The 22945-nt window shown below is 62.7% G+C and carries 19 protein-coding genes and 1 other RNA gene; 16 read left to right on the forward strand and 4 right to left on the reverse strand.

The features are described 5' to 3' along the window. Positions 1-11 precede the first annotated feature (11 nt). The 7 genes from tkt (at position 12) to C1N62_RS02850 (ending at position 8741) form a co-directional block, all read left to right on the forward strand. Complete coding sequence (tkt, locus tag C1N62_RS02820; RefSeq protein WP_137762197.1) at positions 12-2006, forward strand: transketolase; 1995 nt, start codon at positions 12-14, stop codon at positions 2004-2006. A 358-nt stretch (positions 2007-2364) separates the two neighbouring features. Next, a complete protein-coding gene (epd, locus tag C1N62_RS02825) occupies positions 2365-3381 on the forward strand; it encodes an erythrose-4-phosphate dehydrogenase (RefSeq protein WP_137762198.1) in 1017 nt (338 codons plus the stop codon). A 69-nt stretch (positions 3382-3450) separates the two neighbouring features. Beyond that, a complete protein-coding gene (gene pgk, locus C1N62_RS02830) occupies positions 3451-4614 on the forward strand; it encodes a phosphoglycerate kinase (protein WP_137762199.1) in 1164 nt (387 codons plus the stop codon). Positions 4615-4726: 112 nt separating this feature from the next. After that, the gene (gene fbaA / locus C1N62_RS02835; RefSeq protein ID WP_137762200.1) at positions 4727-5806 is read left to right on the forward strand and encodes a class II fructose-bisphosphate aldolase; all 1080 of its coding nucleotides are present in this window, start codon (positions 4727-4729) and stop codon (positions 5804-5806) included. 294 nt (positions 5807-6100) lie between these two features. After that, positions 6101-7027: a small-conductance mechanosensitive channel MscS gene (mscS, locus tag C1N62_RS02840; protein WP_137762201.1), complete on the forward strand. Its 927-nt coding sequence runs from the start codon at positions 6101-6103 to the stop codon at positions 7025-7027. Between the two features lie 176 nt (positions 7028-7203). Then, on the forward strand, positions 7204-7818 hold the full coding sequence (gene argO, locus C1N62_RS02845) for an arginine exporter ArgO (RefSeq protein ID WP_137762202.1): 615 nt from the start codon (positions 7204-7206) through the stop codon (positions 7816-7818). A gap of 197 nt (positions 7819-8015) precedes the next feature. Then, positions 8016-8741, forward strand: coding sequence for an oxidative stress defense protein (locus tag C1N62_RS02850; RefSeq protein ID WP_137762203.1), 726 nt, complete (start codon positions 8016-8018; stop codon positions 8739-8741). A 27-nt stretch (positions 8742-8768) separates the two neighbouring features. On the opposite strand, the gene C1N62_RS02855 is transcribed toward C1N62_RS02850, so the two are convergent. Further along, complete coding sequence (locus tag C1N62_RS02855; RefSeq protein ID WP_137762204.1) at positions 8769-9662, reverse strand: LysR family transcriptional regulator ArgP; 894 nt, start codon at positions 9660-9662, stop codon at positions 8769-8771. A 195-nt stretch (positions 9663-9857) separates the two neighbouring features. On the opposite strand from C1N62_RS02855, the gene rpiA reads away from it, so the two are divergent. Both rpiA and serA read left to right on the forward strand, forming a co-directional pair. After that, positions 9858-10514 (forward strand): ribose-5-phosphate isomerase RpiA, encoded by a 657-nt coding sequence (rpiA, locus tag C1N62_RS02860; protein ID WP_137762205.1) that lies wholly within the window; start codon positions 9858-9860, stop codon positions 10512-10514. Positions 10515-10886: 372 nt separating this feature from the next. Beyond that, positions 10887-12119: a phosphoglycerate dehydrogenase gene (gene serA, locus C1N62_RS02865; protein WP_137762206.1), complete on the forward strand. Its 1233-nt coding sequence runs from the start codon at positions 10887-10889 to the stop codon at positions 12117-12119. Between the two features lie 47 nt (positions 12120-12166). Here the strand turns inward: serA and C1N62_RS02870 are convergent, their stop codons facing one another. The 3 genes from C1N62_RS02870 to zapA form a co-directional block, all read right to left on the reverse strand. Next, positions 12167-12775, reverse strand: a complete 609-nt coding sequence (locus tag C1N62_RS02870) for a 5-formyltetrahydrofolate cyclo-ligase (RefSeq protein WP_137762207.1) — start codon at positions 12773-12775, stop codon at positions 12167-12169. Between the two features lie 59 nt (positions 12776-12834). Then, positions 12835-13018: non-coding RNA, 6S RNA (gene ssrS, locus C1N62_RS02875), on the reverse strand. A gap of 84 nt (positions 13019-13102) precedes the next feature. Continuing rightward, positions 13103-13432 (reverse strand): cell division protein ZapA, encoded by a 330-nt coding sequence (gene zapA, locus C1N62_RS02880; RefSeq protein ID WP_072932761.1) that lies wholly within the window; start codon positions 13430-13432, stop codon positions 13103-13105. Positions 13433-13674: 242 nt separating this feature from the next. Between zapA and C1N62_RS02885 the strand changes: the two genes are divergently transcribed. From C1N62_RS02885 to gcvP, 7 genes are all read left to right on the forward strand, one after another. After that, positions 13675-14250 carry a YecA family protein gene (locus C1N62_RS02885; RefSeq protein ID WP_137762208.1) on the forward strand — a complete coding sequence of 192 codons (576 nt, stop codon included), beginning with the start codon at positions 13675-13677 and terminating at the stop codon, positions 14248-14250. Positions 14251-14292: 42 nt separating this feature from the next. After that, the gene (gene pepP / locus C1N62_RS02890; protein ID WP_137762209.1) at positions 14293-15606 is read left to right on the forward strand and encodes a Xaa-Pro aminopeptidase; all 1314 of its coding nucleotides are present in this window, start codon (positions 14293-14295) and stop codon (positions 15604-15606) included. Then, complete coding sequence (gene ubiH / locus C1N62_RS02895; protein ID WP_137762210.1) at positions 15603-16781, forward strand: 2-octaprenyl-6-methoxyphenyl hydroxylase; 1179 nt, start codon at positions 15603-15605, stop codon at positions 16779-16781. Before pepP ends, ubiH begins: the two co-directional genes overlap by 4 nt. Positions 16782-16800: 19 nt before the next feature. Next, entirely contained in the window at positions 16801-18012 is a 1212-nt protein-coding gene (gene ubiI, locus C1N62_RS02900; protein ID WP_137762211.1) for an FAD-dependent 2-octaprenylphenol hydroxylase, read from the forward strand. Positions 18013-18438: 426 nt separating this feature from the next. Further along, complete coding sequence (gcvT, locus tag C1N62_RS02905) at positions 18439-19536, forward strand: glycine cleavage system aminomethyltransferase GcvT (protein WP_137762212.1); 1098 nt, start codon at positions 18439-18441, stop codon at positions 19534-19536. A gap of 25 nt (positions 19537-19561) precedes the next feature. Next, positions 19562-19948, forward strand: a complete 387-nt coding sequence (gcvH, locus tag C1N62_RS02910) for a glycine cleavage system protein GcvH (protein ID WP_137762213.1) — start codon at positions 19562-19564, stop codon at positions 19946-19948. A gap of 77 nt (positions 19949-20025) precedes the next feature. Further along, positions 20026-22905, forward strand: a complete 2880-nt coding sequence (gcvP, locus tag C1N62_RS02915) for an aminomethyl-transferring glycine dehydrogenase (protein ID WP_137762214.1) — start codon at positions 20026-20028, stop codon at positions 22903-22905. Positions 22906-22945 lie beyond the last annotated feature (40 nt).

Below are 22945 nucleotides of genomic sequence, written 5' to 3' on the forward strand. Positions count from 1 at the left end.
TGGAGTTGAACATGTCCTCTCGTAAAGAGCTTGCCAATGCCATCCGCGCGCTGAGCATGGATGGGGTGCAAAAAGCCAAATCCGGCCACCCCGGCGCCCCGATGGGGATGGCGGATATCGCCGAAGTGCTGTGGCGTGACTACCTGAACCACAACCCGGTCAACCCGCACTGGGCTGACCGTGACCGCTTCGTGCTCTCCAACGGCCACGGCTCAATGCTGATTTACAGCCTGCTGCACCTCACCGGCTATGACCTGCCGATTGAAGAGCTGGCCAACTTCCGCCAGCTGCACTCCAAGACCCCGGGTCACCCGGAGTATGGCTATACCGCCGGCGTCGAGACCACCACCGGCCCGCTGGGCCAGGGTATCGCCAACGCGGTGGGCATGGCGATTGCCGAGCGCACGCTGGCGGCGCAGTTCAACCGTCCGGGCCACGACATCGTTGACCACTACACCTACGCCTTCCTGGGCGACGGCTGCATGATGGAGGGGATTTCCCACGAAGTCTGCTCGCTGGCCGGCACCATGAAACTCGGCAAGCTGGTGGCGTTCTATGACGACAACGGCATCTCCATCGACGGCCACGTTGAGGGCTGGTTCACCGACGACACCGCCGCCCGCTTTGAAGCCTACGGCTGGCACGTGGTGCGCGGCGTGGACGGCCACGACGCCGACGCCATCAAGGCGGCGATTGAGGAAGCGCGCCGCGTGACCGACAAGCCGTCGCTGCTGATGTGCAAGACCGTGATTGCCTTCGGCTCGCCGAACAAAGCTGGCACCCACGACGCGCACGGCGCGCCGCTGGGCGACGCTGAAGTGGCAGCCACCCGCGAGGCGCTGGGCTGGCACCACGGGCCGTTTGAAATCCCGCAGGACATCTATGCCCAGTGGGACGCCAAAGAGGCCGGTCAGGCGAAAGAGCAGGCGTGGAACGAGCAGTTCAGCGCCTACCAGCAGGCCCACCCGGAGCTGGCGGCCGAGTTCAGCCGTCGCCTGAACGGCGAGCTGCCGGCAGAGTGGCAGGCCCAGTCGGACGCCTTCATTGCCAACCTGCAGGCCAACCCGGCCAAGATTGCCAGCCGCAAGGCCTCGCAGAACGCGCTGGAAGCCTTCGGCAAACTGCTGCCGGAGTTCCTTGGCGGCTCCGCTGACCTGGCGCCGAGCAACCTGACCATGTGGTCCGGCTCGACCTCGATTGGCGATGACCCGGCAGGCAACTACATCCACTACGGCGTGCGCGAGTTCGGCATGACCGCCATCACCAACGGTATCGCGCTGCACGGCGGCTTCCTGCCGTACTCCGCGACCTTCCTGATGTTCGTGGAGTATGCCCGCAACGCGGTGCGCATGGCGTCGCTGATGAAAATCCGCAACGTCTTTGTCTACACCCACGACTCCATCGGTCTGGGTGAAGACGGCCCGACCCACCAGCCGGTGGAGCAGCTGGCCAGCCTGCGCGTGACCCCGAACATGAGCACCTGGCGTCCGTGTGACCAGGTAGAGTCGGCGGTGGCGTGGAAGTACGCCATCGAGCGCAACGACGGCCCGGCGGCGCTGATTTTCTCCCGCCAGAACCTGGCGCAGCAGCCGCGCACCGACGCCCAGCTGGCGGACATCGCCCGCGGCGGCTACGTGCTGAAGGAGTGCGACGGCACGCCGGAGCTCATCCTGATTGCCACCGGCTCGGAAGTGGAGCTGGCGGTGAGCGCCTGCGAGCAGCTGACCGCCGAAGGCCGCAAGGTGCGCGTGGTCTCCATGCCGTCCACCGACGCCTTCGACAAGCAGGACGCGGCCTACCGCGAATCCGTGCTGCCGAAAGCGGTGAGCGCGCGGATTGCGATTGAAGCCGGTATCAGCGACTACTGGTACAAGTACGTCGGCCTCAACGGCGACGTGGTGGGCATGACCACCTTCGGCGAATCTGCCCCGGCAGAGAAGCTGTTCGAGCTGTTCGGCTTCACCACCGACAACGTGGTGAACAAGGCGCGCGCCCTGCTGGGCTGAGCCGTTCCCCGCTGACAGGCGCCCCCCGGGGCGCCTTTTTTATGGGCGTTGAACCGGCAGGATTGCCCAAGTTGGCGCTATTTTCCCCACCCTGACGGCAAAAGCGGCGGGTGTTGCTGGTTTTTGCAACGATCGCGCGGCCTTTCACTGACAGCGGCGTCAGATCATTTTCTTTGCGATTGCTTTGGTTTATGCTCGGCTGAACCGTTTCAGTTCAGGGAAATCCCTGCAAAATGAAGAGTGTGACGGCGATCACAATATCCATGTGATGATGTAAACGTGACGTGAGGAATTCCCCACGGGCGCGCCCTGCATTACTCTATGAAGCTGCTTTCATTACCGCAACTCAGGGAAACGCATGACAATCCGCATTGCGATAAATGGCTTTGGCCGCATTGGCCGCAGCGTGCTACGCGCGCTGTATGAGTCCGGCCGTCGGGCGGAGATCTCCGTGGTGGCAATCAACGAGCTGGCGCAATCCGAAGGGATGGCGCACTTGCTGAAGTATGACACCAGCCACGGGCGTTTTGCGTGGGACGTGCGGCAGGAGTGCGACCTGCTGATGGTCGGTGACGATACCATCCGTCTGCTGCATGAGCCGTCGCTGGCGGCGCTGCCTTGGGGTGAGCTGGGCGTGGATGTGGTGCTGGACTGCACCGGCGTGTATGGCAGCCGCGCCGATGGCGAGGCGCACCGCGCCGCCGGGGCGAAAAAGGTGCTGTTCGCCCATCCCGGCGGGCATGATCTGGACGCGACCGTGGTCTACGGCGTTAACCATCTGGCGCTGCACAAGGAGGATCGGATTGTCTCCAACGCCTCCTGCACCACCAACTGCATCATCCCGGTGATCAAGCTGCTGGACGACGCCTACGGCATCGAGTCCGGCACCGTGACCACCATCCACTCTTCCATGAACGACCAGCAGGTGATTGACGGCTATCACCCGGATTTGCGCCGTACCCGCGCCGCCAGCCAGTCCATTATTCCGGTGGACACCAAGCTGTCGGCGGGCATCACGCGCATCTTCCCGCAGTTCCAGGATCGCTTTGAGGCGATCTCGGTACGGGTGCCGACGGTCAATGTCACGGCCATCGATTTGAGCGTTTTTGTCGGGGCCTGCGTCAGCGTCCGTGACGTCAACCTGCTGTTACAGAAGGCCGCGCAGGGGGCGTTTCGTGGTATAGTTGACTATACGGAACTACCATTAGTCTCGATAGATTTTAACCACGATCCGCACAGCGCCATCGTTGATGGCACCCAAACGCGGGTCAGTGGGCAGCACCTGATTAAGACGTTGGTCTGGTGCGACAATGAGTGGGGCTTTGCCAACCGGATGTTAGACACCACCAGGGCAATGGCCGCAAGCGGTTTCTAGTACGGTGCACCGGCCTCTGCCGGCTCACCGCTCAAGCAACTTTAAAGAGAATCAACGAGAGGGTTCACCATGTCTGTAATTAAAATGACCGATCTGGATCTGGCCGGCAAACGCGTCCTCATCCGTGCTGACCTGAACGTGCCGGTAAAAGAGGGCAAAGTGACCTCTGACGCACGTATCCGCGCCTCGCTGCCGACCATCGAAGCGGCACTGAAGCAGGGCGCGCGCGTCATGGTTACGTCCCACCTGGGCCGCCCGACTGAAGGTGAGTATAACGAAGAGTTCTCGCTCCAGCCGGTGGTGGATTACCTGAAAGACAAACTCTCCTCGCCGGTACGTCTGGCAAAAGAGTACCTGGAGGGCGTTGAGGTTGCAGAAGGTGAGCTGGTCGTGCTGGAAAACGTCCGTTTCAACAAGGGCGAAAAGAAAGACGACGAAACGCTGTCGAAGAAATACGCCGCGCTGTGTGACGTGTTTGTGATGGACGCCTTCGGCACCGCGCACCGTGCGCAGGCTTCCACCCACGGCGTCGGCAAGTTCGCGCCTATCGCCTGTGCCGGCCCGCTGCTCTCCGCTGAGCTGGAAGCGCTGGGCAAGGCGCTGGGCAACCCGGCCCGCCCGATGGTTGCCATCGTGGGCGGCTCCAAGGTTTCCACCAAGCTGACCGTGCTGGACTCCCTCTCCAAAATCGCTGACCAGCTGATTGTCGGCGGCGGCATCGCCAACACCTTCGTGGCGGCGCAGGGCCACAACGTCGGCAAATCCCTGTATGAAGCTGACCTGACGGATGAGGCGAAAAAGCTGCTGGAAACCTGTGACATTCCGGTCCCGACCGATGTGCGCGTGGCCACGGAGTTTTCTGAAACCGCCCGTGCAACGTTGAAATCTGTCAACGACATCAAAGATGATGAACAAATCCTCGACCTGGGTGACCAGTCCGCGGAGCGTCTGGCGGAGATCCTGAAAAATGCCAAGACCATCCTGTGGAACGGCCCGGTAGGCGTCTTCGAGTTCCCGAACTTCCGCAAAGGGACTGAAATTGTCGCGCAGGCCATCGCCGACAGCGAAGCCTTCTCCATTGCAGGTGGTGGTGACACTCTGGCAGCAATCGATCTGTTCGGAATTGCTGACAAAATTTCCTATATCTCCACCGGTGGCGGTGCGTTCCTGGAGTTCGTGGAAGGCAAGAAACTGCCGGCAGTTGTGATGCTGGAAGAGCGTGCTAAGCAGTAATTAACTGGCGGGCCGCCGCTGCGGCCCGTTCATGCTGTTCCGTCTGGCACCGCCGGGCGGAGGGGCTTACCGATTCATTTCTCTACGGCCGACGAAAACAGGACGACGTAATATGTCTAAAATTTTTGATTTCGTAAAACCGGGTGTCATCACAGGTGATGACGTTCAGAAAGTGTTCCAAGTTGCGAAAGAGAACCAGTTCGCACTGCCAGCAGTTAACTGCGTGGGCACCGACTCCATCAACGCCGTGCTGGAAACTGCCGCTAAAGTCAAAGCGCCGGTTATCGTCCAGTTCTCCAACGGCGGCGCGGCCTTCATCGCCGGCAAGGGCCTGAAATCTGACCAGCCGCAGGGGGCTGCCATTCTGGGTGCCATCTCTGGCGCGCACCACGTGCACCAGATGGCGGAACACTACGGCGTGCCGGTAATCCTGCACACCGACCACTGCGCCAAGAAACTGCTGCCGTGGATCGACGGCCTGCTGGACGCTGGCGAGAAGCACTTCGCTGCCACCGGCAAACCGCTGTTCTCCTCCCACATGATCGACCTCTCTGAAGAGTCGCTGGAAGAGAACATCGAGATCTGCTCCAAGTACCTGGCACGCATGGCGAAGATCGACATGACCCTGGAGATCGAACTGGGCTGCACCGGCGGTGAGGAAGATGGCGTTGACAACAGCCACATGGACGCCTCCGCGCTCTACACCCAGCCGGAAGACGTGGCGTACGCTTACGAGAAGCTGAACGCCATCAGCCCGCGCTTCACCATCGCGGCCTCCTTCGGTAACGTGCATGGCGTTTACAAGCCGGGCAACGTGAAACTGACCCCGACCATCCTGCGCGACTCTCAGGAGTTCGTCTCCAAGAAATACAACCTGCCGCACAACAGCCTGGACTTCGTGTTCCACGGCGGTTCCGGCTCCTCCGCGCAGGAGATCAAAGATTCCGTCAGCTATGGCGTGATCAAAATGAACATCGATACCGACACCCAATGGGCAACCTGGGAAGGTATCCTGAAGTACTACAAAGAGAACGAAGCCTACCTGCAAGGCCAGCTGGGTAACCCGAAAGGCGACGACCAGCCGAACAAGAAATACTACGACCCGCGCGTCTGGCTGCGCGCGGCTCAGGCGTCCATGGTGACTCGCCTGGAGCAGGCGTTCAAAGAGCTGAACGCGGTAGACGTACTGTAAGGCCATCTGGTCTGAAAGCGAGGCTCCCCACGGGGAGCCTTTTTTTATGGGCGAAAAGCAGGCAGATTGCCCCGTTTTTCAGCGTCTGTCGCCCGATTGCGCCCGCCCGGTTGGCAGAGGCCGATTTTGTTAGTTACCCTTATAGCGAACTGTCAGGGTTGAAAACCTTGACAAACTTTGTGGTTTTAGTGCGCCGGTAGCTTGCCGGACGCAAGGCCAGGTTTACTCTTGATCGTTAATCGCCCTCTCCGGCAGCAGGGGAGGCCGCGTGTGAAAATAACAAAGGTGGCATGAATGGATGATTTGAACGTAGTCGATACTCTTAACAACGCCGGCTCCTGGCTGGTGCGTAATCAGGGGCTGTTGATCCACTATGCGGTGAACATTATTGCTGCCGTATTTATCCTGACCCTGGGCTTTATGGCGGCGCGCTTTATCTCCTCTGCCATCCGCAAGCTGATGCATGCGCGCGGCATCGATGACACCGTCTCTGACTTCCTCTCCGCCATCGTGCGCTACGGGGTTATCGCCTTCACCATCATCGCCGCGCTGGGCCGCATCGGCGTGCAGACCGCTTCGGTGATCGCGGTGCTCGGTGCCGCCGGTTTGGCCGTGGGTCTGGCGCTGCAAGGCTCGCTCTCCAACTTCGCCGCGGGCGTGCTGCTGGTGATCTTCCGTCCGTTCCGTGCCGGTGAGTACGTGGATCTGGGCGGCGTCGCTGGCACCGTGACAGAGGTGCAGATTTTCCACACCACCCTGCGTACCCCGGATGACAAGGTTGTGGTGGTGCCGAACGGCAAGATCATCGCTGGCAACATCATCAACACCTCGCGTGAGCCAAACCGCCGTACCGAGATTATCGTGGGTGTCTCCTACGATGCGGACATCGACACCGTGAAAAAGGTGCTGGGCGACATCGTGGCCGCCGACAAGCGCGTAATGCATGAGAAGGGCGTGGTAGTACGCCTGAACGAGATGGGTGCCTCCACCCTGAACTTCGTGGTGCGCTTCTGGACGACCAATGGCGACGCACAGGAGACTTTCTGGGACACGCTGGAGAGCTTCAAGCGCGCGTTGGACAAGCACAACATCGGCATCCCGTTCCCGCAGATGGATGTGCACCTCTACCGTGCGGACAACGACGACAGCTCCGACGCTGCGCCGCGCAATCTCGACCTGAAAAAGGCAACCAATGGGCAGGCCAACGGCCACGCCTCCTGACGCTTTTTTCGCCTAAACTGGGGGTGCCATGCGGCACCCCTTTTTTATGGCCGATGGGCATTAGCCAGACTGATAGGGGATAAGTTTTTTGCGTTTCCTCTAATGGCCGCGCCGCCGCATACTGCGCCCATTCGCAGGGCGCACTGGGCGCACTGCCTGTATTGAGGATAGCGATCGTGTTTTCCACCTACCTGCAAGGCTTCCTGTTGGGGGCGGCGATGATTCTGCCGCTCGGCCCGCAGAATGCCTTTGTGCTCTATCAGGGCGTCCGCCGCCAGTACCACCTGATGATCGCCGCGCTCTGCACCCTGAGCGACGTGCTGCTGATCTGCGGTGGGGTGTTCGGCGGCAGCGCGCTGCTCAGCACCTCGCCGCTGCTGCTGGCGCTGGTGACCTGGGGCGGCGTGGCCTTCCTGCTCTGGTATGGCTTCGGCGCGCTGCGCCGGGCGGTACAGCCGGGTGAGGAGGCCGCGCTCGAGGCAGGCGTGAACCAGACCCGCTGGCGGATCGTGCTGACGCTGCTGGCGGTCACCTGGCTCAACCCGCACGTCTATCTGGATACCTTTGTGGTGCTCGGTAGTCTGGGCGGGCAGTTCGCGCCGGAAGGCCGCCGCTGGTTTGCGCTGGGGGCCGCCTGCGCCTCGCTGCTGTGGTTCTTCGGTCTGGCGCTGCTGGCGGCGTGGCTGGCACCGGTGCTGCGCACGCCGCGCGCCCAACGCATTATCAATGCGCTGGTGGGGGTGGTAATGTGGGGCATCGCTTTCCAACTGGCGAGCCAGGCGCTGCACTGATTCGAAGTAATCCTATAGGTGGGGCGGTTGGCCGCACGTTATGCTAGCTTTGATGCGTGACACTCTATTTTTATCGGACAATGGCTGGCGGCGATGGGTAAACAATTGAAAAGCCTGTTGCCGCCGGGCAGGGGTTAACACTAAATAGGGCGGAAGGGACACTATCCCGGCGTATACCGCAACCTTAAGGAGAGACCGTGAAGTTAAAGGCATTGGCTTTGGCCGCAATCATGGGCGTAGGCAGCGCGGCGACTGCCGCACAGGCCGCAGAACTGCCGGAAGGGCCGCACGTGGTGACGTCCGGCACGGCCAGCGTGGACGCTACCCCAGACATCGCCACTCTGGCGATTGATGTGAACGTGTCGGCGAAAGAGGCGGCATCGGCCAAGCAGCAGGCGGACGCCCGTGTGGCGGAGTACTTCGCCTTCCTGCAAAAGAATGGCATCGACAAAAAAGACATTAACGCCGCCAACCTGCGCACCCAGCCGGAGTATAACTACCTGAAAGATGGCCGCTCGGAGCTGAAAGGCTACCGCGCCTCGCGTCAGGTACAGGTGACGCTGCGCCAGCTCGACAAGCTGAACGATCTGTTGGATGGCGCGCTGAAGTCGGGCCTGAATGAGATCCGCGCCGTGGAGTTGGGGGTGGCGAACCCGGACACCTACCGCGATCAGGCGCGCCAGAAGGCGATTGATAACGCCACCCAGCAGGCGGGCGCGCTGGCGGCGGGCTTCAAGGCCAAACTGGGGCCGGTCTACAGCATCCGTTACCATGTCGCCAACTACCAGCCGATGCCGGTAATGCGCATGTTCAAAACGGCGGAGTCCGCCCCGCAAGGTGACGCGGCGCAAACCTATGAGCAGCAAACCATCCACTTTGACGATCAGGTCGATGTGGTGTTTGAGCTACAACGCCCGCAGTAATCTCCCCGCACGGCCAGCAGGCCGTGCTTAATCCTGCCGCAGTACCTGATGGCCGTAGGCGATCAGCGCATCCGTCACTTTCCGCATCATGCGGCTCTCCGGCGCGAAACGGTGCCAGAACAGCATCCGCCGTTGGAACAGGCCGGGCGTCAGGTCAATCAGCTCGCCGCTCTCCAGTTCACGCTCAATTTGCAGGTGTGGGATCATGCAACAGGTGGTGCCCTGGCGTGCCAGCTGCACAAAGGCTTCCGAGGAGTTCACGATATGGCAGGGGACGCTGCCGGGTGACAGGTCGAAATTCTGCTGCAAAAACGCCTGATGCATGTCATCCAAGTGATCGAAGGCCACCGCCGGCGCTTTCAGCAGCGCGCTGCGGGTGACGCCGTTCGGGAAGTAGCGCTCAGCAAACCCCTTTGAGGCGACGAACAGGTAGTCGAGCGCCCCCAGTTGGTCGACCAGACAACTCGGCAGCGGCTGGGGCTGGATACTCACCGCGCCCACTACCTCACCACGCCGCAGCCGCTCTTGGGTGCGGGTCTCATCTTCCACCTGGAGATTGAGGCGAATCGGCGAGTCGGCCAGCACCGGCTTCAGCGCTGGCAGCAGCCAGGTCGCCAGACTGTCGGCGTTGACCGCCAGCGACAGCAGCAGCGGCGAGTCACTGCCAGTGTCGTTGCCCAGCCACTCCTCTTCCAGCAGCTCCACCTGATGCAGCAGCGCCAGCAGCTTCTGCCCCTGCTCGGTGGGGCGGGGCGGCACGGTGCGCACCAGTAGCGGCTGGCCGAACAGGTTTTCGAGTTGTTTGATGCGTTGGGATACTGCCGATTGTGTGATGCAAAGTTTCTGTGCCGCGCGCTCAAAACCGCGCTCACGGATCACCGCGTCCAGTGCTTGCAACGTTCGGTAGTCTGGGCGTTTCATCGACCTTCTATCCCCTGAAAAAAGTGTATCCCTGCACTATGCCACAGTTTTTGCCGTTGCGCGGCGGCAAAATCATGCGCGCGCGGCGGCATGGCGTGCGGATCTGTGATCGTCGGCGGCGGATTGCGCGCCCTTTTCCACGGCGCTTGCTCTATAATACGCACACGTTTTCGCAGCAAGAGCAGTGAATTTACCATGACTCAGGATGAACTGAAAAAAGCGGTTGGCTGGGCGGCCCTGGACTACGTGACGCCGGGCACGGTGGTCGGTGTCGGCACCGGATCGACCGCCGCGCACTTTATCGATGCGCTTGGCTCCATCAAACACCAGATTGAGGGCGCGGTCTCCAGCTCCGACGCCTCCACCGCCCGGCTCAAGAGCCTCGGCATCCCGGTGTTCGACAGCAACGAGGTGGACGTACTGGACGTCTATGTGGATGGCGCGGATGAGATCAACGGCCATATGCAGATGATCAAGGGCGGCGGCGCGGCGCTGACGCGTGAGAAGATCATCGCCGCGATGGCGCGCAAGTTCGTCTGTATCGTGGATGCCTCCAAACAGGTCGATGTGCTGGGCCACTTCCCGCTGCCGGTAGAGGTGATCCCAATGGCGCGCGCCTACGTGGCCCGCGAGCTGGTGAAGCTGGGCGGCCTGCCGGAGTACCGTCAGGGCGTGGTGACCGACAACGGCAACATCATCCTGGATGTGCGCAGCCTCACCATCCTTGACCCGGTGGCGCTGGAGAACACCATCAACGGCATTCCGGGCGTGGTGACGGTCGGGCTGTTCGCCAACCGCGGCGCGGATGTGGCGCTGATCGGCACGCCAGAGGGTGTCCGCACCGTAAAATAAGTTTTCGCTATTGCTGCGGCGGCGCGTCACTCAGCCCAATGGGGCTGCCGGGGCGCGCCGCCGGAATGCCGCTTCTGCGTCTCTCCTCGCGCCATAACCCGGCCTTATGACCGGACATATTTTCCCCGCTGAAATATCTTTTCTTCAGGCCCCCAAATTTGGTGACATCTGTCACAAGCCGCGCCCGGAATTCTGTAACATTCTGGCTGCCTACGCTTCGCCAGCATTTTTCGCCAGAATCTACTGCCGCCGATAAGCCTTGTGCTGCTCTGCCCGCAATCGTTTGTATTGCCGCCCGCTGAATATTTGTTATGTTGGAGCGGAGCTGTTATGCAACAGCCGTTTCTGAAGTCTGAACTATAGGGTCGGGTTATGGCAAAAGTATCACTGGAGAAGGACAGAATTAAGTTTCTGTTAGTAGAAGGGGTCCATCAGAGCACCATCGAAAGCCTGCGTGCTGCCGGATACACCAACATTGAGTACCACAAGGGTGCGCTGGACACTGAGGCGCTGAAAGCCTCGATCCGCGACGCGCACTTTGTCGGCATCCGATCGCGCACCCAGCTGACTGAAGAGGTGTTCGCCGCCGCAGAGAAGCTGATCGCCGTGGGCTGCTTCTGTATCGGCACCAACCAGGTTGACCTGAAGGCGGCCACCAAGCGTGGCATCCCGGTCTTCAACGCGCCTTTCTCCAATACCCGATCCGTCGCCGAAATGGTGATCGGCGAACTGCTGCTGATGCTGCGCGGCATCCCGGCGGCCAACGCCAAGGCCCACCGTGGCATCTGGAACAAGCTGGCGGTTGGCTCCTTTGAGGCGCGCGGCAAACGCCTCGGCATCATTGGCTACGGCCACATCGGTATGCAGCTTGGCGTGCTGGCCGAAGGGCTGGGGATGCACGTCTACTTCTACGACATCGAGAACAAACTGCCGCTCGGCAATGCCCAGCAGGTGCGCCACCTGTCGGAGCTGCTCAACATGAGCGACGTGGTCTCGCTGCATGTGCCGGAAACCCCCTCCACCCAAGAGATGATGGGTGCGGAAGAGTTCAAGCTGATGAAGCCGGGCGCGATCCTGATCAATGCTTCGCGCGGCACGGTGGTCGATATCCCAGCCCTGTGCGACGCCCTCGCCAGCAAGCACCTGTCGGGTGCGGCCATCGACGTCTTCCCGGTCGAGCCAGCCACCAACAGCGACCCGTTCATCTCGCCGCTGTGCGAGTTCGACAACGTGATCCTGACGCCACACATCGGCGGCTCCACCCAGGAAGCGCAGGAGAACATCGGCTCGGAAGTGGCCGGCAAGCTGAGCAAATACTCTGACAATGGCTCCACGCTCTCAGCCGTCAACTTCCCGGAAGTGTCGCTGCCAGCGCATGGCATCAACGCCAGCCGTTTGCTGCACATCCACGAAAACCGCCCCGGCGTGCTGACGCGCATCAACCAGATCTTCGCGGAGCAGGGCATCAACATCGCGGCCCAGTACCTGCAAACCAGCCCGGAGATTGGTTACGTGGTGATCGACGTGGAGAGCGAAGGCGTGGAGACCGCGCTGCAACTGATGAAAGAGATCCCGGGCACCATCCGTACCCGCTTGCTCTACTGATTGGCTTGCTCTTTACGACGGGCGCCTTAGGGCGCCCGTTTTCGTTGCTACCACTGCCAATGTTTGGCGGGGGTGAGGATCTCTGGCAGCGGCACGTCCCAGACTTCCGCCGGAATGGCCGCCACCTGTTGGCACTCATGCGCCAGACCAATCGGGTAGGGGCCATGCGCCTGCCACGTCGCCAACGTGCGGTCGTAGAAACCGCCGCCCATACCGAGCCGCTGGCCGCTGTCGTCAAAGGCCACTAAAGGGGTGAGGATCACATCGAGTTGTTGCAGCGGCAGAAGGTGGCGCACATCCAGCGGCGGCTCCAGAATGCCAAGGCGGTTGGCGGCCAGCGCCGTCTGCGGCGCATAATCCAGGAACAGCAGATGCCCCGGCGAAAAGGGGTGCAGCACCGGCAGTACCACCCGTTTGCCCAGCGACCACAGCGCCTCAATGGTGGGGCGGGTCGGTAGTTCGCCATCAAAGGAGAGAAACACCGCCACGCTCTGCGCCGCCACAATGCGCGGATGATTCATCACCCGTTCGGCCACCTGTTGGCCCGCCCGCCGTTGCTGACCGGCGCTCAGGGCGCGACGACGCTGCCGCACTTCAGTGCGCAGTTGCTGGCGTAATACAGGGATGGAGAGCGCGCTGTCGTCTGCGAATTTCATAAGAAACGTGAAACGATTGGGCTAACAGTGACAGGGTAAACCGCTGCCAAATAAAGAAGGGAATCTCCGAGATGCCGCCGCAGGCTGTAACCCTTGAACCCTTGGTTCAAGGTGAACGTAGCGTCGTAACCTTAAGGCTTCTCGGACGGACCGAGCATGCTCACGGGCAACGGAGCGCCACATTCTTGTGGTATGAAATATCGGCTCAGGGGACTGGCCCGCTGACAAACATCTCAGAGAAATTTTTAACTCGCTGCTGACTTTACTGGCCTAACCAAGAGAAATCAACTGCTTAAGTGATCATTTTTTCGAATTAACCTGGTTGGCTCATTCGAAGGGCGCGCCCTGACGTTCAGAGATACGACCTTGCTCCAGCAACGCCTGTTCGATGGTCTGTTGCAGCATCCGGATACGTTGTTCCATATTGGCGGCATAGTCACGGGTTTTCAAGCGCTCTTGCGCCAGTTCGTGACAAACGTTCAATGCCGCGATGAAAACTAGCTGTTCCGTATTTGTGACTCTAGTGCGAACTTTAAGATCTTGCAACCGTTGGTTCAGATCTTCTGCGGCCAGATTCAATGCATCCTGTTGCTCTGGCGGGCAGTTCACCCGTAATGAACGGCCAAAAATTTGAATGTCTACCGGTTGTGCAGCCATGCCACCTTCCTGCTCAATTTCCGCGTCCGCTTACCGCACCGGTCAAAGCGGGCGCCACTATATATACCTCAATACCAAGATACAACCCCCTTTTCTTCAGGGGGTTCCCCATGTTAGAGAGCTTACTCTACTAAGCTGTCAGGGAGAATCAACCCTTAACCGGGCATTTGCGAATCTGGTACAGCGACGGATCTTGGTGGTAGCATACCATGAACTTATCCTGCCAACGATGACCAATACGTATGTCGATAAATAATAGCTACCCCACCTATGACACCATCAATCAGGCGCTGCGCCAGCAGGCCGTCGCCCTGACGGCCGCCGAGATGCACGGCCTGATCAGCGGCCTGCTGTGTGGCGGCAACCACGATGCCAGCTGGCAGACGCTGGTGCATGATCTGACCAACGAGGGCATCGCCTTCCCGCAGGCGCTGAGCGCGCCGTTGCAGGCGCTGCATCAGGCGACCCGCGAGTCGCTGGAGGATGATGGCTTCCAGTTCCGGATGCTGATGCCAGATGATGACGCCAGCGTGTTTGACCGCGCTGACGCACTGGCCGGCTGGGTCAACCACTTCCTGCTGGGTCTGGGCATGGTGCAGCCGAAGCTCAACCAGGTGAAGGATGAAGTGGGCGAGGCGATCGATGACCTGCGCAACATCGCCCAGCTTGGCTACGATGAGGATGAGGACCAAGAGGAGCTGGAGCAGTCGCTGGAGGAGGTGGTGGAGTACGTGCGCGTCGCGGCGATCCTCTGCCACTCTGAGTTTGGCCAGCAAGGCCCGACCGCGCCGGAAGTGCGCAAGCCGACGCTGCACTAAGCGGCGGGCAGTGCGCCGTTAACAGACTTTCAGGAGAAGGTAATGACCCAACAGGAGTATCAGAACCGCCGCCAGGCGCTTTTGGCGAAGATGGCGCCGGCCAGTGCGGCCCTCATTTTTGCCGCCCCGGAAGCTGTCCGCAGCGCCGACAGCGACTACCCGTACCGTCAGGACAGCGACTTCTGGTATCTCACCGGCTTCAACGAGCCGGAAGCGGTACTGATCCTGATCAAAAGCGACGAGACGCACAACCACAGCGTGCTGTTCAACCGGGTGCGCGACCTGACGGCCGAGATCTGGTTTGGCCGTCGGCTTGGGCAGGAGGCGGCCCCCGCCCGGCTCGGGGTGGATCGCGCCTTGCCGTTCCCGGAGATTGGCGATCAGCTGCACCTGCTGCTCAACGGGCTGGACGTGGTCTACCATGCGCAGGGGCAGCACGCCTACGCCGATGCCATTGTGTTCGGCGCGCTGGATAAATTACGCAAGGGCGCACGCCAGAACCTGATCGCCCCCGCCACCCTGACGGACTGGCGGCCGTGGCTGCATGAGATGCGCCTGTTCAAGTCCGCCGAGGAGCTGGAGATCATGCGCCGCGCTGGCCAGATCACCGCGCAGGCCCACACGCGGGCGATGCAGCAGTGCCGTCCCGGCATGTTCGAATACCAGCTGGAGGCGGAGATCCACCACGAGTTCACCCGCCACGGCGCGCGTTACCCCTCCTACAACACCATCGTCGGCAGCGGCGACAACGCCTGCATCCTGCACTACACCGAAAATGAGAGCGAGATGCAGGCGGGCGATCTGGTGCTGATTGACGCTGGCTGCGAGCTACAGGGCTACGCTGGCGACATCACCCGCACCTTCCCGGTCAATGGCCGCTTCAGCCCGGCGCAACGCGCTATCTATGATCTGGTGCTGGCTGCCGAGTACCGCGCGCTGGCACTGTTCCGCCCCGGCACCAGCATCCGTGACGTCACCGAGCAGGTGGTACGGGTGATGATCGAGGGGCTGGTGGCGCTCGGCATCCTGCATGGCGAAACCGACCAGTTGCTGGCGGAGCAGGCGCACCGCCCGTTCTTTATGCATGGCCTGTCGCACTGGCTGGGGCTGGACGTGCATGACGTCGGCCGTTACGGCGTCGATCGTGACCGGGTGCTGGAGCCGGGCATGGTGCTGACCGTCGAGCCGGGGCTGTATATCGCGCCGGATGCCGACGTACCGGCCGAGTACCGCGGCATTGGCGTGCGCATCGAGGATGACATCCTGATCACCGAGGAGGGCAATGAGATCCTCACCGGCGGCGTGGTAAAAGAGGCGGATGAGATTGAGGCATTGATGGCGGCGGCACGGCAATGAGCATCATTATTGTAGGCGGCGGCATGGTCGGGGCCACGCTGGCGCTGGCGGTGTCGGCGCTGAGCGGCGGCAGGCTGCCGGTGGATCTGATCGAGGCGATGCGTCCCGAGGATCGCCGCCACCCCGGTTTTGACTCCCGGGCGCTGGCGTTGGCGCAGGGCACCTGCCAGCAACTGGCGCGTATCGGCATCTGGCCAGCGCTGCGCGACCTCGCTACCCCGATTACCCACGTCCACGTCAGCGATCGCGGCCATGCCGGGTTTGTGAACCTGCACGCCCGCGATTTCAACGTCACCGAGCTGGGCAACGTGCTGGAGCTGCATGACGCTGGCCGACGGCTGTTTGACCTGCTGCGCAAGGCGCCCGGCGTGCGGCTGCACTGCCCGGCGAAAGTGGTGGAGGTGACCCGCAGCGCCGACCACGCCAGCGTGACGCTGGAGAGCGGCGAGACGCTGACCGCCAGCCTGCTGGTGGCGGCGGATGGCTCCCACTCGGCGCTGGCGAAAGCCTGTGGCGTGGAGTGGCAGGTGAGCGACTACCCGCAGGTGGCGGCCATCGCCAACGTCACCACCGCGCTGCCGCACCAAGGGCGCGCCTTTGAGCGCTTCACCGAGCACGGGCCGCTGGCGCTGCTGCCGATGTCGCAGGGGCGCAGTTCGCTGGTGTGGTGCCACCCGCGTGACCAGCAGGCGGCGGTGCGTGGCTGGGATGACGCCGAGTTCAGCGCGCGCCTGCAACAGGCCTTCGGCTGGCGGCTCGGCAAGATCCTCCAGGTCGGCAAGCGTGACTGCTACCCGCTGCAACTGCGCGCCGCCCACAGCCACATCAGCCACCGGCTGGCGCTGGCTGGCAACGCCGCCCAGACGCTGCACCCGATTGCCGGGCAGGGCTTTAACCTCGGCCTGCGTGACGTAATGACGCTGGCGGAGACGCTGGCCGACGCCGCCGCGCGCGGGCAAGACCCCGGCAGTTGGGCAGTGCTGAGCGCCTATCAGGCACGCCGCCAGCCAGACCAGCAGGCCACCGTCGGTGTGACGGATGGCCTGATTCACCTTTTCGCCAACCGTTATGCGCCACTCGCCGTGGGGCGTAACCTCGGCCTGATGGCAATGGAACAGACCCCACTGCTGCGTGACGCCTTTGCCCGCCGTACCCTGGGATGGGTGGCGCGCTGAGGCCAACAGGAAACTAATTATGCAATCTTTTGATGTGGTCATCGCCGGTGGCGGCATGGTCGGGCTGGCGCTGGCATGTGGCCTGCACGGCACCGGCCTGCGCATTGCGGTATTGGAGCACCGGGCGGCGGAGCCTTCGCCGCTACCGGCGCAGCACTCGGTGCGCGTCTCGGCAATCAACGCCGCCAGCGAGCGCCTGCTGCGGCATATCGGCGTCTGGGATGAGATCGTGGCGCGCCGCGCCAGCCCCTACGCCGGTATGGAAGTGTGGGATCGCGACAGCTTCGGCAGCATCGCCTTCCGCGCTGACGACTACGGCCACGCCCATCTGGGTCACATCATCGAGAACCCGGTGATCCAGCAGGCGCTGTGGCAGCGCGCCGCCAGCCTGCCGGAAGTGACGCTGATGGCCCCGGCGCAGCTTAAAAGCGTGGCGTGGGGCGAGAATGAGGCGTTCATCAACCTGGAGGATGGCCGGATGCTGACCGCCCGGCTGGTGGTTGGCGCGGACGGTGCCAACTCCTGGCTGCGCCGCCACGCTGACATCCCGCTCACCTTCTGGGACTACGGCCACAGCGCGCTGGTCGCCACCATCCGCACCTCTGAGCCGCACCACGGTGTGGCGCGGCAGGCGTTCCACGGCGACGGCATTCTGGCCTTCCTGCCGTTCTCCGATCCACACCTCTGCTCCATTGTCTGGTCGGTGCCACCGGCGGAGGCGACCCGGCTGATTGAGCTGGATGAGGCGGCGTTCAACCGCGAACTGGCGCTGCATTTCGACATGCGCCTCGGCCTCTGCCAGTTGGAGAGCGAGCGCCAGAGCTTCGCGCTGACCGGCCGCTACGCCCGCAGCTTTGCCGGTCACCGGCTGGCGCTGGTGGGTGACGCCGCCCACACCGTCCACCCACTGGCCGGGCAGGGCGTCAACCTCGGCTTTATGGATGCCGCCGAGCTGGCCGCAGAGATCCGCCGCCTGCAACATGAGGGCAAGGATTTCGGCCAGCACCTCTACCTCAAGCGCTATGAGCGCCGCCGCAAGCACAGCGCCGCGCTGATGCTGGCGGGGATGCAGGGTTTCCGCGACCTGTTCGCTGGCCAGAACCCGGCGAAAAAACTGTTGCGCGACATCGGCTTGACGCTGGCGGACAGCCTGCCGGGCGTCAAGCCGCGTCTGGTGCGTCAGGCGATGGGCCTCAACGATCTGCCTGACTGGCTCAACCCGCCAGCCTGATCCTCGGGGCGGCACTCTGCCGCCCTTTCTCTTTCTTTCCCTCCGCCATGCCCCAAAACAGGGCAGGCCCGCGCTCGTTTGAATTATTCTAATTCCACCTACTGTTTCGCATTACTTATTATTATCCGAAGCGCTTTTCTGGCACGGCGGGTTTTCCCAGCGTTGGCCGTTTTTGTTACATAATCTCGTACATTGTCTGTGCTTATTGTTAATTATGTGCCACGGGGCGCAGTTTTTTAGCGGAATCTGCTACAGACTTTGGTCGCACCCTTCTGGTGCCAACGCGGCAAGGCCTATTTCAGCTTATGGAAAGGCGTTGGGAACGGTGATAACTTCACCAAAAGGTTAACGTTTGCGTCGCTATACTTGCCCAGTGGATGGCGTAAAAAACCACCACCGGCAGACGCAAACCTTGGAGAGGGAAACATGGCGAAGCAGACCCCGTTGTATGAGCAACACCTCGCGTGCGGCGCGCGCATGGTGGACTTTCATGGCTGGATGATGCCGTTGCACTACGGCTCGCAGCTGGAGGAGCACCACGCGGTGCGCCATGACGCTGGCATGTTTGACGTCTCCCACATGACGATTGTCGATCTCACGGGCGCGCGCGTGCGCGACTTCCTGCGCTACCTACTGGCCAATGACGTTGGCCGCCTGACCCAGCCGGGCAAGGCGCTCTACAGCGCCATGCTGAACGCTTCCGGCGGCGTTATTGATGACCTGATTGTCTACTTTCTGGCGGAGGATCACTTCCGGCTGGTGGTCAACTCCGCGACCCGTGAGAAAGATTTGGCGTGGATCAGCCGCCACGGCCAGGAGTATGGCATCACGCTCACCGAGCGTGACGATCTGGCACTGATCGCGGTGCAGGGGCCGCAGGCGCAGGAGCGCGCCGCCACCCTGCTGAGCGCGGAGCAGCGTCAGGCGGTGGCGGGCATGAAACCCTTCTTCAGCGTGCAGGCAGGTGACCTGTTTATCGCCACCACCGGCTACACCGGCGAGGCGGGCTATGAGATCGCCCTGCCGAACGCGCAGGCGGCAGAGTTCTGGCAGCGTCTGCTGGCGGCGGGCATCAAGCCCGCTGGCCTTGGCGCGCGTGACACCCTGCGGCTGGAGGCGGGCATGAACCTCTACGGGCAGGAGATGGATGAGGGCGTCTCGCCGCTGGCAGCCAACATGGGCTGGACTATCGCGTGGCAGCCGGAGGATCGTGATTTCATTGGCCGCGAGGCGCTGGTGCGTCAGGGCGAGCTGGGCACTGACCAGCTGGTCGGGCTGATGATGACCGAGAAGGGCGTATTGCGTGGCGGCCAGACCGTCTGCTTCACCGATGCCGCTGGCAGCCCGCAGCAGGGGGTGATCACCAGCGGCAGCTTCTCGCCAACGCTGGGCTTCAGCATCGCGCTGGCGCGGGTGCCAGCCGGTATCGGCGAGCAGGCCATTGTGGAGATCCGCAACCGCGAAATGCCGGTGCGGGTAACAAAACCTGTCTTTGTGCGCGCCGGCAAGCCGGTCGCCCAGTGACGGATAACAAAGAGAGAGGGTGGCGATGAGCAATGTACCAACAGAACTGAAATACGCCGCATCCCATGAGTGGGTGCGTGACGAAGGCAATGGCATCTACTGCATCGGCATCACCGAGCACGCGCAGGGGCTGCTGGGTGACATGGTGTTCATTGACCTGCCGGCGGTGGGCCGCCAGTTGCAGGCCAATGAAGAGTGTGCGGTGGCGGAGTCGGTGAAGGCCGCCTCAGACATCTACGCGCCGATTGCCGGTGAGATTGTCGAAGTGAACGAAGAGTTGAATGACTCGCCAGAGCTGATCAACGAGCAGCCCTATGCCGCAGGTTGGATCTGCAAAATCAAGGCCGCCGATGACGCTGGCCTGGAAAACCTGCTGGACGCCGCTGGCTATCAGGCCAGCATCGCCGAGTGATCCCCACGGCCCGGCCACGCGCCGGGCCGCTGCGCCACCCCCCAGACCCCCATGCATGACTTCAGGAATCTGTAGCAATGACCCAGACGCTTAGCCAACTTGAACACCGTGATGCCTTTGTTGAACGCCATATCGGCCCGGACGCGCGCCAGCAGCAGCAGATGCTCGACGCCGTGGGCGCGGCCTCGCTGGAGGCGCTGATCCAGCAGATCGTACCGGCCGACATCCAGTTGCCGGGGCCGCCAGCGGTGGGCGAATCGGCGACCGAGCATCAGGCGCTGGCAGAGCTGAAAGCGATCGCCGCCCGCAACCAGCGCCACCGCAGCTACATCGGCATGGGCTACAGCGCGGTGCTGACGCCGCCGGTGATCCTGCGCAACATGCTGGAGAATCCCGGCTGGTACACCGCCTACACCCCCTACCAGCCTGAGGTGTCGCAGGGGCGGCTGGAGGCGCTGCTCAACTTCCAGCAGCTATCGCAGGATCTGGCCGGGCTGGATCTCGCCTCCGCTTCGCTGCTGGATGAGGCAACCGCCGCCGCCGAGGCGATGGCGATGGCCAAGCGCGTCAGCAAGCTGAAGCAGGCCAACCGTTTCTTTGTCGCCGAGGATATCCACCCGCAGACGCTGGACGTGGTGCGAACCCGCGCCGCGACCTTTGGTTTTGAGCTGATCATCGACCGCGCCGAGCGGGCGCTGGAGCATGAGGGGGTGTTCGGTGTGCTGCTGCAACAGGCTGGCACCACCGGCGAGCTGCATGACTACGGCGCGCTGCTGGCGGCGCTGAAAGCGCGCGGCGTCATCAGCGCGGTGGCGGCTGACATCATGGCGCTGGTGCTGCTGACCGCGCCGGGCAGCCAGGGGGCGGACATCGTGTTCGGCTCCGCCCAGCGTTTTGGCGTGCCGATGGGCTACGGCGGCCCGCACGCCGCCTTCTTCACCTGCCGTGACGAGTTCAAGCGCGCGATGCCGGGGCGCATCATCGGCGTCTCCCGTGACGCGGCGGGCAACACCGCGCTGCGCATGGCGATGCAGACCCGCGAGCAGCATATCCGCCGTGAGAAGGCCAACTCCAACATCTGCACCTCGCAGGTGCTGCTGGCGAACATCGCCAGCCTCTACGCGGTGTACCACGGGCCAGAGGGGCTAAAGCGCATCGCCACGCGCATCCACCGCCTGACCGACATCCTCGCCGCTGGTCTGCGGCAGGGCGGCCTGACGCTGCGCCACGCCAGCTGGTTTGACACCCTGACCGTCGAGGTGCCGGACAAGGCGGCGGTACTGGCGCGCGCGCTCAGCTTCGGCATCAACTTGCGCACCGACATCCACGGCGCGGTCGGCATCACGCTGGATGAGGCCACCACCGGCGAGGAGGTGCTGGCGCTGTTCGCGGTGCTGCTGGGCGAGGGGCATGGGCTGGAGATTGAGGCGCTGGATCGGGCGGTCGCGCTGGAGAGCACCTCGATCCCTGAGGCGCTGCGCCGCCAGACGCCGATCCTCACCCATCCGGTGTTCAACCGCTACCACAGCGAAACCGAGATGATGCGCTACATGCACCGGCTGGAGAAGCGCGATCTGGCGCTCAATCAGGCGATGATCCCGCTCGGCTCCTGCACCATGAAGCTGAACGCCGCCGCCGAGATGATCCCAATCACCTGGCCGGAGTTCGCCGACCTGCACCCCTTCTGCCCGCCGGAGCAGGCCGCCGGTTACCAGCAGATGATCGGCCAGCTCTCCCAGTGGCTGGCGCAGCTCACCGGCTATGACGCCATCTGTATGCAGCCGAACTCCGGCGCACAGGGCGAATATGCCGGGCTGCTGGCGATCCGCCACTACCATGAGAGCCGCCAGCAGGGCCACCGTACCCTCTGCCTGATCCCCAGCTCCGCCCACGGCACTAACCCGGCGTCGGCGCAGATGGCGGGCATGGAGGTGGTGGTGGTAGCTTGCGACAAACGCGGCAACATCGACCTGAATGACCTGCGCGAGAAGGCGGCGCAGGCGGGCGATCGCCTCTCCTGCATCATGGTGACCTACCCCTCGACCCACGGCGTCTATGAGGAGACCATCCGCGAGGTGTGCCAGATCGTCCACCAGTATGGCGGGCAGGTCTACCTCGACGGCGCGAACATGAACGCGCAGGTAGGCATCACCACGCCGGGCTACATCGGCGCGGATGTTTCACACCTCAACCTGCATAAAACCTTCTGCATCCCGCACGGCGGCGGCGGGCCGGGCATGGGGCCGATTGGCGTGAAGGCGCATCTGGCACCGTTCGTGCCCGGCCACAGCGTGGTGGCGATTGACGGCGTGCTGACGCAGAACGGGGCAGTCTCCGCCGCGCCGTTTGGCAGCGCCTCCATCCTGCCGATCAGCTGGATGTATATCCGCATGATGGGCGCGGAGGGGTTGAAGCGCGCCAGCCAGGTGGCGATCCTGAGTGCCAACTACATTGCGACACGCCTTCAGGGGGCTTTCCCGGTGCTCTACACCGGCCGCGACGGCCGGGTGGCGCACGAGTGCATCCTCGACATCCGCCCGCTGAAGGAGCAAACCGGCATCAGCGAGATGGATATCGCCAAGCGCCTGATTGATTACGGTTTCCATGCGCCAACCATGTCCTTCCCGGTGGCGGGCACCCTGATGGTGGAGCCGACCGAGTCCGAGGGCAAGGCCGAGCTGGATCGCTTTATCGAGGCGATGCTGGCGATCCGCGCCGAGATTGGCCGCGTGGCGGCTGGTGAGTGGCCGCAGGATGACAACCCGCTGGTCAACGCGCCGCACACCCAAGCGGAGCTGCTGGTGGAGTGGCAACACCCCTACAGCCGCGAGCGGGCGGTATTCCCCAGCGCCGCCACGCAGGAGAACAAGTACTGGCCAGCGGTGAAGCGTCTGGATGATGTCTACGGCGACCGCAACCTGTTCTGCGCCTGTGTGCCGGTCAGCGACTACCAATAAGCAGCAGGAAACCCTACGCTGTAAAGGCCCGGAAAACCGG

The sequence above is a fragment of the Nissabacter sp. SGAir0207 genome (genome assembly GCF_005491205.1).
In the GTDB taxonomy this organism is placed as follows: domain Bacteria; phylum Pseudomonadota; class Gammaproteobacteria; order Enterobacterales; family Enterobacteriaceae; genus Chimaeribacter.

What these genes read in the sequence shown, in the direction of transcription:
- tkt (WP_137762197.1), top strand. Translation starts at nt 12, where the DNA reads ATGTCCTCTCGTAAAGAGCTTGCCAATGCCATCCGCGCGCTGAGCATG.
- epd (WP_137762198.1), top strand. Translation starts at nt 2,365, where the DNA reads ATGACAATCCGCATTGCGATAAATGGCTTTGGCCGCATTGGCCGCAGC.
- pgk (WP_137762199.1), top strand. Translation starts at nt 3,451, where the DNA reads ATGTCTGTAATTAAAATGACCGATCTGGATCTGGCCGGCAAACGCGTC.
- fbaA (WP_137762200.1), top strand. Translation starts at nt 4,727, where the DNA reads ATGTCTAAAATTTTTGATTTCGTAAAACCGGGTGTCATCACAGGTGAT.
- mscS (WP_137762201.1), top strand. Translation starts at nt 6,101, where the DNA reads ATGGATGATTTGAACGTAGTCGATACTCTTAACAACGCCGGCTCCTGG.
- C1N62_RS02855 (WP_137762204.1), bottom strand. Translation starts at nt 9,662, where the DNA reads ATGAAACGCCCAGACTACCGAACGTTGCAAGCACTGGACGCGGTGATC.
- rpiA (WP_137762205.1), top strand. Translation starts at nt 9,858, where the DNA reads ATGACTCAGGATGAACTGAAAAAAGCGGTTGGCTGGGCGGCCCTGGAC.
- serA (WP_137762206.1), top strand. Translation starts at nt 10,887, where the DNA reads ATGGCAAAAGTATCACTGGAGAAGGACAGAATTAAGTTTCTGTTAGTA.
- C1N62_RS02870 (WP_137762207.1), bottom strand. Translation starts at nt 12,775, where the DNA reads ATGAAATTCGCAGACGACAGCGCGCTCTCCATCCCTGTATTACGCCAG.
- zapA (WP_072932761.1), bottom strand. Translation starts at nt 13,432, where the DNA reads ATGGCTGCACAACCGGTAGACATTCAAATTTTTGGCCGTTCATTACGG.
- C1N62_RS02885 (WP_137762208.1), top strand. Translation starts at nt 13,675, where the DNA reads ATGTCGATAAATAATAGCTACCCCACCTATGACACCATCAATCAGGCG.
- pepP (WP_137762209.1), top strand. Translation starts at nt 14,293, where the DNA reads ATGACCCAACAGGAGTATCAGAACCGCCGCCAGGCGCTTTTGGCGAAG.
- ubiH (WP_137762210.1), top strand. Translation starts at nt 15,603, where the DNA reads ATGAGCATCATTATTGTAGGCGGCGGCATGGTCGGGGCCACGCTGGCG.
- ubiI (WP_137762211.1), top strand. Translation starts at nt 16,801, where the DNA reads ATGCAATCTTTTGATGTGGTCATCGCCGGTGGCGGCATGGTCGGGCTG.
- gcvT (WP_137762212.1), top strand. Translation starts at nt 18,439, where the DNA reads ATGGCGAAGCAGACCCCGTTGTATGAGCAACACCTCGCGTGCGGCGCG.
- gcvH (WP_137762213.1), top strand. Translation starts at nt 19,562, where the DNA reads ATGAGCAATGTACCAACAGAACTGAAATACGCCGCATCCCATGAGTGG.
- gcvP (WP_137762214.1), top strand. Translation starts at nt 20,026, where the DNA reads ATGACCCAGACGCTTAGCCAACTTGAACACCGTGATGCCTTTGTTGAA.